A 10,042-nucleotide genomic window follows, 5' to 3' on the forward strand; every position below is an offset into this window, starting at 1 on the left:
GTTTTGCCCTTTCTGTGGGGCCTGGAGCAACGGGGGACGATGCTTTCCTCTCCGCTCTGTTTGCCCACTTGGGTGGCCTCCCCCGGGGGGGTGTCGCCGCCGCGCGCGGCGAGGACAGCCACGCCAGCATCGTCATCGACCTGGCCGACAGCTACCGCGGCGCCACCCGCACCATCACCCTGCGCGCGCCGGAGGCGGACGCGCGCGGCCGCGTCGTCACGCGCGAGCGCAACCTCGACGTCAGCATTCCAAAAGGCGTCACCGAGGGCCAGCAATTGCGCCTGAGCGGACAGGGCCAGCCGGGCCGCGGCGGCGCGGCGGCCGGCGACCTGTACCTGGAAATCCATTTCAAGCCGGACCCGCGCTACCGGGTCGAGGGCCGCGACGTCTTTGCCACCGTGCCGGTGGCGCCGTGGGAAGCCGCGCTGGGTGCGCAAATCGACGTGCCCACGCCGTCGGGCACGGTGACGGTGACGGTGCCGGAACACTCGCAGGGCGGGCGCAAGCTGCGCCTGAAGGGGCGCGGCGTTCCCGGCAACCCGGCCGGCGACCTGTACCTGCTGCTCGAACTCGTGCTACCGCCGGCGCACAGCGCCCGCGCGCGCGAATTATATGAAACCATGGCGAAGGAAATGGCATTCAATCCGCGCCAGAAAATGGGAGCGTAAATCATGGGACAAGCAAAGATTGTGACTGGCGTCATGCTGGAAGAGTCGGCGCTGACGGTGGAGGAAATGGCGCGCGCCTGCGCGGTCGAGCCGGCATGGGTGCTGGAGCGGGCCGCCACCGGCATCCTGGGCGGACCGCCGCAGCCGGTACCGCCGGCGCCACCGGGGGCGCCGGCGTCCGGCTGGCGTTTCACCAGCGTTGACCTGGTGCGGGCGCGCCGGCTGCGCGACATCGAGCGCGCCTTCGACGCCGACGAGCACCTGGCGGCGCTGGTGGTGGACCTGTCGGAGGAGGTCAGGCGGCTGCGGGCGCTGCTGCGGGCGGCCGGCCTCGGCTAGGCGACGCCATGGCCGCCGCGTTCAGACCGGGGCGCCGTCCTTGACCACGGTCAGACGGCTGATAAAAAAGCGGCCGTCGACGACGACCCGGTGCGGCACGCCGCTGACCGAAAAGCCGGGGCCGCCATCGGCGATCCAGCCTAGCGCCAGACTGTCGAACTGCTGCACCGGCAGGCGCAGCATTTGCGCCGTGATGACGAAGCGCGCGCCATCCTTTTGCTTGTTGATGAAATCGTCAATTGCGGCCATCGCGTTCCCTGTAGCTGAGTTAAATTCGTGCCTATCATATAGCAGCGCGTGAGCCGGCGCGGGGCCGCCGCCAACGCCGCTCGGGTTACGCCGTTCCGGCCAACCCGAGCGGTAAAACCGCGCTACCTAAAAGCCGCGCGCCAGCAATTGCGGCAGTTGCGCCGCGAAGCGCTCCACCAGCCACTGTGCCGCCGGACCCGGCTGCTGGTCGCCGCGGTGGATCAGGTGGATCGGAAAATGCATCACGTCGCCGTCGCCGAGGCGCAGCCGCACCAGCCGGCCGCTGGCCAGGTCTTCGCGCACCATCGCCTCGGGCATGCTGCCCCAGCCCAGGCCGGCGCGCAGCAGCGCGTGCTTCGAGCCGAGGTCGCTCAAGCGCCAATTGCGCAGCGCCAGCACGCCGAAATCCCGGCCCTCGGTCAGTGCGCTGCGGTCGGTCAGCACCAGTTGGGTGTGTTCGCGCGCCAGCGAGGTCGGAATCGGCCCGGGCAGCTGCGCCAGCGGGTGCCCGGGCGCCGCCACCGGCATCATCCGCACGTGGCCGGAGGCCAGCCGCTCGATCGCGTCGGCCGTCACCGGCATCCAGCCGCCCACGCCGATGTGGCAGGTGCGGTCCAGCACCAGTTGCGTGACCGCGCCCATCGCCTCCACCCGCAGGCGCAGCGCGACGGTGGGGAACTCGAGCTGGAACGCCTCCAGCGCCTCGACCAGCACGCAGGTCGGAAACATCACGTCGACCACCAGCGCCACCTCCGCCTCCAGCCCGCCGGCCAGCGCCTTGGCGCGCGCGCGCATGCCGTCGACCTTCAGCGACACCGCGCGGGCGTCGGCCAGCAGCGCCTTGCCGGCCTCGGTCAGGGTCGGCTTGCGCTTGCCGCGGTCGAGCAGCACGACGTTGAGCTGTTCCTCCAAGTTGGCAATGGTGTAGCTGATCACCGATTGGGTGCGGTGCAACTGGCGCGCGGCGTGGGCGAAGCCGCCGGCGTCGATGACGGCGATGAAAACACGTAGTTGGTCGAGGGAGGGCAGGCCGGGTTCACGCATATATCTAGAATATCGATGCTAACGATTTGAATTTAATGGATTCCATCGATGCTAATGCGGAACTAAGATGAACGCAATCAACAAATCTGACGTTCAACCGAATTTGAAGGAATCTCTATCATGGCAAACGTACTCCACATCAATAGCAGCGTGCGCAACAACGGTTCCCTGTCGCGCCAATTGTCGGGCGAATTCATCGCCACGTGGCGCGCCGCCCAGCCGGGCGATAGCATCGTCGAGCGCGACCTGGCCGCCGCGCCGGTGCCGCACCTGGACGAAGCCATGATGGGCGCCTTCTTCACGCCGGCCGAGCAGCGCTCGGCGCAGGCGGCCGAACTGGTGAAGGTGTCGGACGCGCTGGTCGACGAATTGCTGGCCGCCGACGTGCTGGTAATCGCCGCGCCGATGTACAACTTTTCCGTCAGTTCGACGCTGAAGGCCTGGATCGACCATGTCGCCCGCGCCGGCCGCACCTTCGAATACACCGCCAACGGCCCGGTTGGCCTGGCCACCGGCAAAAAAGTCTATATCTTCACCGCCAGCGGCGGCATCTACAGCGAAGGCCCCGGCGCCGGCTACGACCACCTGTCGACCTACCTGCGCGCGGTGCTCGGCTTCCTCGGCATCACCGATATCACCTTCATCCAGGCCGAAGGCGTGGCAATGGGCGAGGCGGCCGTGGCCGCCACGCTGGCGAAGAGCCGCGCCGCGATCGCCGAACTGGCGCCGGCTTAGAACCCGGTCAGCACCGTGTTCATATGCTCGACCTGCGGCGGCGCCTCGAAGAAGCCGCCCACCAGCCGGCGCCATTCGAGGAAGTCGGCGCTGCCGCGGAAGTCCACGGTGTGGTTCTCCAGCGTTTGCCAGCCCACCACCAGGCGGTAGTGGTCGCCGTGCTCGATCGAGCGTTCCAGCGCCATCGACAGGCAGCCGGCGGCGCGGCGGAACAGCGGCACCGCGTCGGCGACGGCCGCTTCGAAGGCGGCGTGGGTGGCGGATTTGATGTGGATGTGGGCGATTTCAAAAATCATGGCAGTGTCCTTGGTTGAGAACGGACATTTTGCCCTAAAGAAGCAAGCGGCGCGCACGTGGGCGCTGATAGCGTTGCGTGCCTGGCCTGATCCCTTACCGCAGCCGGCAAAAAAACGATAGCGAAACGATCATCTGCTGCAAGGTGCAAGAAGCGCTACTATAAGGGCGTGGGCCGGTCCGTCCGGGCCGGCGTCATCTTTCATATGGAGAACTACATGGCGGCGAAGAAAATTTTATTTTTGACCGGCGATTTCGCCGAGGATTATGAAACGATGGTGCCGTTCCAGGCGCTGCAGATGGTCGGCCACACGGTGCACGCGGTCTGTCCCGGTAAGAAGAGCGGCGACAAGATCAAAACCGCGATCCACGACTTCGAGGGCGACCAGACCTACACCGAAAAACCGGGCCATTTATTCGCGCTCAACTACAGCTTCGCCGAGGTCGACGCGGCCGCCTACGACGCGCTGATGATCGCCGGCGGCCGCGCGCCGGAATACCTGCGGCTGAACCCGCGCGTGATCGAGATCGTGCGCCAGTTCGCCAGCGCCAACAAACCGATCGCCGCCGTCTGCCACGGCGCGCAACTGCTGGCGGCCGCCGGCGTCATCGAGGGCAAGCGCATCTCGGCGTATCCGGCGTGCGCGCCGGAAGTCACACTGGCGGGCGGCCACTACGCCGAAGTCGAGGTGAACGACGCCGTCACCGACGGCAACTTCGTCACGGCGCCGGCCTGGCCCGCGCATCCGCAATGGCTGGCGCAATTCCTGGTCCTGCTCGGCACCGAAATCAAGTTGTAGAAACGCCCGGATCGTCCTTGAAAACCAAGGGCGTAACCCCGGGGCCGGACCGGAAGGTCCGACCCCGGCCCTTTGCCTACGGTCGATTTTCAGCGTTACCGGCCCGCTAACTGGCGGCATGCGATGATATCGCCTGTCATCGGATTTCCGAAGCTAAGCCAGAGCACGACCATGAACCCGCACCGCAGCATCGCCCCCGTCAAACGCAGCTCCTTGCGCTCTGCCAACCGCGTGCGCGCCCGCGCCGACGCCGGCGCCACACCCGGCGCCACACCCGGCGCGCTGGCCCGGCGCGTGCGCGAGCAGGCCGCCCAGCTCGACGCGCAGGCCAGCCAGATGGCCGCGCTGCAAGACGTCACGGCGCTGTTGGCCGCGCAGCAAACCATCGAGCAACTGTGCCGCGGCTTCCTGCTGCGCGTGATGCGTTTTAGCGGCGCCGACGGCGGCACCGTGCGCACGCTCGACCGCCAGCGCGGCAACGTCCACATCGTCGTGCACGAGGGCATCCCCGAACAGTTGATCGAGCAAGAGCATTGCATCCGGGCCCAGGACTGCCTGTGCGGCGAGGCGATCGTCCAGGGCGTCATCGTGGTCAAGGATCTGCGCCGGCTTGGCCGCGAGGCCGGCCGGCTCTACCGCTGCGCGGACGAGGGTTTCGTCTCGCTGGCGGTGTTCCAGGTGCTCGTGCGGGAGGAGGCGATCGGCAGCTTTTCGCTGCATTTCGGGCGCCGCCGCGGGCTGGGCGCCGCCGCCCGCCGGTTGCTCGAAACGCTGGGCCGCAGCCTTGGCATCGCGGTCGACAACCAGCGCTTGATCGCGCTGGAAAAGCAGGTCGCGGTGGCGCAGGAGCGCGGTTTGATGGCGCAGGGTTTGCACGACAGCATCGCGCAGGGCTTGAACCTGATCAGCCTGCACGCGCAACTGCTGGAGGATTCGGTGCGGCGCGGCAACCTGGCCGAGGTGGCCGAGGTGGTGCCGCTGCTGCGCGCCGGCGTCGACGAAAGTTACCGCGACGTGCGCGAGCTGCTGCACAATTTCCGCACGCGCTGGCCGGGCGGCGACGTCGACGCCAAGGTGCGCGAGGTGCTGGCCAAGTTCGAGCGGCAAAGCGGCCTGCCGTGCGCGTTGGAACTGCGCGGCAGCGGCGCGCCGCTGGCGCCGGAGCAGCAGTTGCAGGTGCTGTTCATCCTGCAGGAGGCGCTGTCGAACATCCGCAAGCATGCCGGCGCCGGCGCGGTCTGGGTCGACGTCGACAACGACCGCGACTTCGCGCTGACGGTGCGCGACGACGGCAGGGGATTCGCCCCGGCGCAGCTGGGCGAATCGGAGCAGCACGTCGGCCTGAGCATCATGCGCGAACGCGCGCTGCGGCTGGGCGCGCAGCTCGACATCGTCAGCGAACCGGGCGCCGGCGCCACGGTGAGCCTGTCGCTGCCGCGCGAAAGCCGCCAGGTGGCGTGACATAATGGCGGTAACTAGGCAGAGCGAAGGCGTGCGGGCATGACAATCAAAATCCTCCTGGTGGACGACCACACCTTGCTGCGCAGCGGCGTCAAATTGCTGCTGCAGCGCAATCCCGACTTCGACGTGGTGGGCGAGGCGGCCGACGGCCTGGAAGGCGTCAAGCGCGCCAAGCAGTTGCGCCCGGACGTGGTGCTGATGGACTTGCACATGCCCGGCCTGTCCGGGCTGGAGGCGCTGCAACTGATCATGCAGGACTTGCCGCGCACGGCGGTGCTGATGCTGACGGTGTCGGAGCAGGCCGAGGACTTGGGCGCGGCCCTGCACGCCGGCGCCCGCGGCTACCTGCTGAAAAACATCGAGGCCGACAAGCTGATGGAGGCGATCCGCCGCGCCGCCGCCGGCGAGGCCGTCGTCGCCGAGTCGATGACGGGCAAGTTGGTGGCGCAGTTGCGCGCCGGTTCGGCGGCGGCGCAGGGGCAGGCCGGCGTGCCGGCCGCGCCGCCGGTGCGGTTGACGCCGCGCGAGCGCGAGGCGATGGGCTTCCTGGCGCGCGGCCAGAGCAACAAGGAAATCGCCCGCGAACTGTCGGTTGCCGAGAGCACCGTCAAAATCCACGTCCAGAACATCCTCAAGAAACTGCAATTGAGTAGCCGCGTGCAAATCGCCGTCTACGCCGTCGAGCACGGCATCGGCAAACAGGCCGATGTTCGTAGGTCGGGCTAGCCGGAACGGCGTAACCCGACAATGTTGGCCTGGAGCAGCGCGTCGCGCTTCGGCCAACATTGCCGGATGACGCTTCCCGCTAATCCGAGCTACGACACGCTAGCTTATCCCCCCGTCGTTTGGCTGGCCGGCCTAGTTCCATCGGCGGATAGCCGCGGCCGCCGCGCGCGCCTACACTTGACCTTAGTCAAATCGATTGAAAAGAGAGTGTCATGAGTAAGGTCAACGTCGGCGGCTTACTGTCAACCCAGGCGCTGTTTCGCCATATCTCGCCGATCCAGCTGGAACAGCTGCGCACCGACGTCAGTCGCGTCGAACTCGACAAGGGGCAGATCCTGTTCCGCAAGGGTGAGGTCGCCGAGGGCGCCTACATCGTCGTGTTCGGCATGGTCAAACTGAGCATCGCCACGCCGGACGGCGGCGACAAGGTGCTCGAACTGATCCGCCCGGGCCAGAGCTTCGGCGAGCCGATGATTTTCCTCGACGAAGCGTATCCGTTTTGCGCCGAGGCGCTCGACAACACCCTGCTGCTGCGAATTCCGCCGGCCGCGCTGCTGCGCCTGTTAGAGCAGTCGCCGCGCATCGCCCGCCAGATGATGGCCAGCCTGTCGGACCACCTGCTCGGCTTCATCCGCAACGTCGAGCGCTGCTCGGTGCAGAACGCCACCCAGCGCGTGATCGAATACCTGCTGCAGGCGTCGCAACTGCAACGCTCGACCGAGGTGCGCTTGGAGTTGAAGAAAAGCTTGCTGGCGTCGCTGCTGAACCTGGCGCCGGCGACGCTGTCGCGGGTGCTGCACCAGCTCAGCGCGCAGCACTTGATCAAGGTCAGCGGCTCGCTGATCAGCATTGCATCGGCCGACGCGCTGAAATTGTACGGCGGCGCGGCAGCGTAGCGATTGCCCGTGTTTTTAACTTCCGCAGCACCCGCATATCGATATGCGGATTGCTTCGTTCGTTATCTAAAGCTTCACACGTACCATGCATGTTGACGGTTCGCTCGGACCTTCGCGACCCCCGCAGGAGATCGACATGCAAACCCAAGCCATGGCGCAGTTGTCCGTCGACCACGTCGACTTCGCCTACCCGAACGGGCACGTGGTGTTCCGCGACCTGTCGCTGCGGGCGCGGCCGGGCGAGTTCATCGCGCTGCTGGGGCCGTCCGGCTGCGGCAAAAGCACCTTGCTCAACCTGCTGTCGGGCTTCCACCAGCCGTCGCGCGGCAGCGTCACCGTGAACGGCGCGCCGGTCACGCCGGAGACGCCGGAACTGGGTTACGTGTTCCAGTCGCCGCAGCTGTTCCCCTGGCTGAACGCGCTCGACAACGTGCGCTTCGGCCTGCGCATGGGCAAGCGCATCGGCGTGGCCGAGCAGCGCGAGCGCGCCCGCCATTACCTGGCGATGGTCGGCCTGGCGGACGCCGCCGACAAGCTGCCGTACCAGTTGTCGGGCGGCATGCAGCAGCGCGTCGCGCTGGCGCGCACGCTGGTGATGGAACCGACGCTGCTGCTAATGGACGAACCGTTCGCCGCGCTCGACGCGATTTCGCGCAACAGCATGAACGAGGAAACGCTGCGCCTGTGGGAGAACCTGGGCCAGACGGTCGTCTTCATCACCCACGACATCGACGAGGCGGTGTTCCTGGCCGACCGCGTGGTGGTGCTGGGCACGGCGCCGGCGGGCATCCAAAGCGAACTGCGCATCGAGCTGCCGCGTCCGCGCATCCACCGCGACACGCGCAAGCTGGCCCGCTTCAACGATTACCGCAACGAGCTGATGGACCGCATCGCGCCGGCCGCCCAGCCAGCCTGACGCCGCCGCCCCGATTCCGCCTCGAACTGTGAAAGCACGCATGATCAAGACATTCCTGGCGACCTTGTCGCTGCCGCTGCTGGCGCTGGCCGCCGCCGCGCCCGCCGCCGCGCAGGGCGCCGGCAAACCGATCCGCATCGGCTGGGTCCACGCGATGGCCAACGCGCCGGCGCTGATCGCCGACAAGAAGGGCTACTTCGCCGAGGAGGGCTTGAAGGTCGAACTGACCTCGTTCGGCGACGGCCCGGTGGTGCAGCAGGCGCTGGCGGCCGGCGAACTCGACATCGCCTACATCGGCGCGCCGCCGGTGTTCCAGTGGTACGCGCGCGGCCTGAACAGCCGCATCCTGGCCAAGGTCAACTACGGCCAGGCGGCGCTCATTACCAACGGCAACGCCGGCATCACCAGCCTGGCCGGGCTGCGCGGCAAGAAGATTGCCGGCGTGGCCAAGGGCAGCGGCATGGACGTGCTACTGCGCGGCTACGTGCTGAAGGAAGCGGGCGGCCTCGACCCCGAGCGCGACGTCGACGTCGTCAGCATGCCGGTCGGGAACATGAACGCGGCGCTCGAACGCGGCCTCGTCGACGCCGCCTTCACGTGGGAACCGTTCGTCTCGGACGCGCTGTTGCGCGGCAAGCGCGTGCTGCTCGACGTCAACCAGGGCATCCCGCGCTACCCGTGGTACGTCGTCATGGCGGTGCCGAAGACCCTGGCCGAGCGCCCCGACGACGTCGTCAAAGTGCTGCGCGCGCACCGCAAGGCGATCGCCTTCCTCAACGAGCACCAGGAAGAGTCGAACCGCATCATCGCCGACGCCTTCCAGATCGCGCCGGTCAAGACGGCCGCCGGCGCCACCGTCGCGCCGGCGGCCGTGGTGCAGCAGGCGCGCAAGCGGCTGGGCTGGTCGGACCGGCTGGAGCCGGGCGACCTGCGCTTCATCCAGCGGCTGATGGACTATTCGCTGGCGCTGGGATTTCTGAACAAGGAGCTGAAGGTTAGCCAAGTGGTCGACCTGAGCTGGCAGCAGCGCGCCGACCAGCTGCGGGTGAAGCGTTAAACCATGCGCGCCGTGATCGCCAGGGCGTCGTGGAGCTGGGCCGCGCTGCCGGCGCTGCTGCTGCTGTGGAGTGTCACCGCCAGCCGCTTCCCGGCCTACATTCTGCCGCAGCCGTGGGAGGTGGCGCAGGAAGGCTGGCGCTGGCTGGCCAGCGGCAAAATCTGGCCGCAACTGGGCGCCAGCCTGCTCGAGGAACTGGTCGGCTTCGGCGCGGCCAGCGTGGTCGCGCTGGCGTTGGGCACGGCGGCCGGCGTCTCGAAAGGCTTCCGCGACTTCATCACCCCCTTGAACAGCCTGTTCATGTCGATCCCGCCCATCGCCTGGGCGCCGCTGACGATGATCGTCTTCGGGCTGGGCTACCTGGCCATCGTCGCCGTCATCTTCATCGCCGCCGTGTTCCCGATGGCGTTGACGATCCAGGAAGGGGTGCAATCGATCCGCGGCGGCGAAGTGCGGGCCGCGCGCATCCTCGGCGCCAGCCGGCTGCAACTGCTGCTGCACGTCTACCTGCCGGCGTCGCTGCCGGCGCTGACGGCGGCGCTGCGGGTCGGCTTCAGCCAAGCCTGGCGCGCGCTGGTGGCCGCCGAAATGATCGGCGCCACGCGCGGCATCGGCTGGATGGTCTCGCTGGGCGGACAGGTCGGCAACGCCAGCCAGGTCCTGCTTGGCATCGCCCTGATCGGCTTCATAGCCTGGCTGGCCGAAAGCCTGGTATTCCGCCGCATCGAACGGCATTACCAAACCTGGCGCAGCCACTAGCGCATTTCGTAGATACTATGAATGAAGGCGGGTCGGCAAAAGACGCAAATTAATCCTAAAGTGAAGGTTCGAAGAATCAACTTAGGAGAAAATCATGC

General features: G+C 67.3%; 13 protein-coding genes. 10 read left to right on the plus strand and 3 right to left on the minus strand.

Annotated features, from left to right (window positions below; translation table 11 throughout):
• The first annotated feature begins 68 nt into the window (after positions 1 to 68).
• The gene (locus ACFDR9_RS25360; protein WP_409032760.1) at positions 69 to 668 is read left to right on the plus strand and encodes a J domain-containing protein; all 600 of its coding nucleotides are present in this window, start codon (positions 69 to 71) and stop codon (positions 666 to 668) included.
• Positions 669 to 671: 3 nt separating this feature from the next.
• The gene (locus ACFDR9_RS25365) at positions 672 to 1,007 is read left to right on the plus strand and encodes a MerR family transcriptional regulator (RefSeq protein ID WP_409032761.1); all 336 of its coding nucleotides are present in this window, start codon (positions 672 to 674) and stop codon (positions 1,005 to 1,007) included.
• Between the two features lie 21 nt (positions 1,008 to 1,028).
• On the opposite strand, the gene ACFDR9_RS25370 is transcribed toward ACFDR9_RS25365, so the two are convergent.
• Together ACFDR9_RS25370 and ACFDR9_RS25375 are read right to left on the minus strand one after the other, a co-directional pair.
• On the minus strand, positions 1,029 to 1,256 hold the full coding sequence (locus ACFDR9_RS25370) for a hypothetical protein (protein WP_017876995.1): 228 nt from the start codon (positions 1,254 to 1,256) through the stop codon (positions 1,029 to 1,031).
• Positions 1,257 to 1,382: 126 nt separating this feature from the next.
• The gene (locus ACFDR9_RS25375) at positions 1,383 to 2,300 is read right to left on the minus strand and encodes a LysR family transcriptional regulator (protein WP_017876994.1); all 918 of its coding nucleotides are present in this window, start codon (positions 2,298 to 2,300) and stop codon (positions 1,383 to 1,385) included.
• 120 nt (positions 2,301 to 2,420) lie between these two features.
• Here ACFDR9_RS25375 and ACFDR9_RS25380 point away from each other — a divergent pair, with 120 nt between their 5' ends.
• Complete coding sequence (locus tag ACFDR9_RS25380; protein WP_409032762.1) at positions 2,421 to 3,035, plus strand: FMN-dependent NADH-azoreductase; 615 nt, start codon at positions 2,421 to 2,423, stop codon at positions 3,033 to 3,035.
• On the opposite strand, the gene ACFDR9_RS25385 is transcribed toward ACFDR9_RS25380, so the two are convergent.
• Positions 3,032 to 3,331 (minus strand): antibiotic biosynthesis monooxygenase family protein, encoded by a 300-nt coding sequence (locus ACFDR9_RS25385; protein WP_409032763.1) that lies wholly within the window; start codon positions 3,329 to 3,331, stop codon positions 3,032 to 3,034. The genes ACFDR9_RS25380 and ACFDR9_RS25385 overlap by 4 nt on opposite strands.
• A gap of 216 nt (positions 3,332 to 3,547) precedes the next feature.
• Here ACFDR9_RS25385 and ACFDR9_RS25390 point away from each other — a divergent pair, with 216 nt between their 5' ends.
• From ACFDR9_RS25390 to ACFDR9_RS25420, 7 genes are all read left to right on the plus strand, one after another.
• On the plus strand, positions 3,548 to 4,129 hold the full coding sequence (locus tag ACFDR9_RS25390) for a DJ-1/PfpI family protein (protein ID WP_409032764.1): 582 nt from the start codon (positions 3,548 to 3,550) through the stop codon (positions 4,127 to 4,129).
• A 171-nt stretch (positions 4,130 to 4,300) separates the two neighbouring features.
• Positions 4,301 to 5,590 (plus strand): GAF domain-containing sensor histidine kinase, encoded by a 1,290-nt coding sequence (locus ACFDR9_RS25395; protein ID WP_409032765.1) that lies wholly within the window; start codon positions 4,301 to 4,303, stop codon positions 5,588 to 5,590.
• Between the two features lie 39 nt (positions 5,591 to 5,629).
• Positions 5,630 to 6,316 (plus strand): response regulator, encoded by a 687-nt coding sequence (locus ACFDR9_RS25400; RefSeq protein ID WP_409032766.1) that lies wholly within the window; start codon positions 5,630 to 5,632, stop codon positions 6,314 to 6,316.
• 212 nt (positions 6,317 to 6,528) lie between these two features.
• A complete protein-coding gene (locus ACFDR9_RS25405) occupies positions 6,529 to 7,212 on the plus strand; it encodes a Crp/Fnr family transcriptional regulator (protein WP_017876988.1) in 684 nt (227 codons plus the stop codon).
• 136 nt (positions 7,213 to 7,348) lie between these two features.
• Positions 7,349 to 8,128, plus strand: a complete 780-nt coding sequence (locus tag ACFDR9_RS25410; protein WP_017876987.1) for an ABC transporter ATP-binding protein — start codon at positions 7,349 to 7,351, stop codon at positions 8,126 to 8,128.
• Positions 8,129 to 8,168: 40 nt separating this feature from the next.
• Positions 8,169 to 9,185, plus strand: a complete 1,017-nt coding sequence (locus tag ACFDR9_RS25415) for an ABC transporter substrate-binding protein (RefSeq protein ID WP_409032767.1) — start codon at positions 8,169 to 8,171, stop codon at positions 9,183 to 9,185.
• Positions 9,186 to 9,188: 3 nt separating this feature from the next.
• Entirely contained in the window at positions 9,189 to 9,944 is a 756-nt protein-coding gene (locus ACFDR9_RS25420; RefSeq protein ID WP_409032768.1) for an ABC transporter permease, read from the plus strand.
• The last annotated feature ends 98 nt before the right edge of the window (positions 9,945 to 10,042 follow it).

The sequence above is a fragment of the Janthinobacterium sp. CG_23.3 genome (assembly GCF_046115965.1).
GTDB lineage: Bacteria > Pseudomonadota > Gammaproteobacteria > Burkholderiales > Burkholderiaceae_D > Janthinobacterium.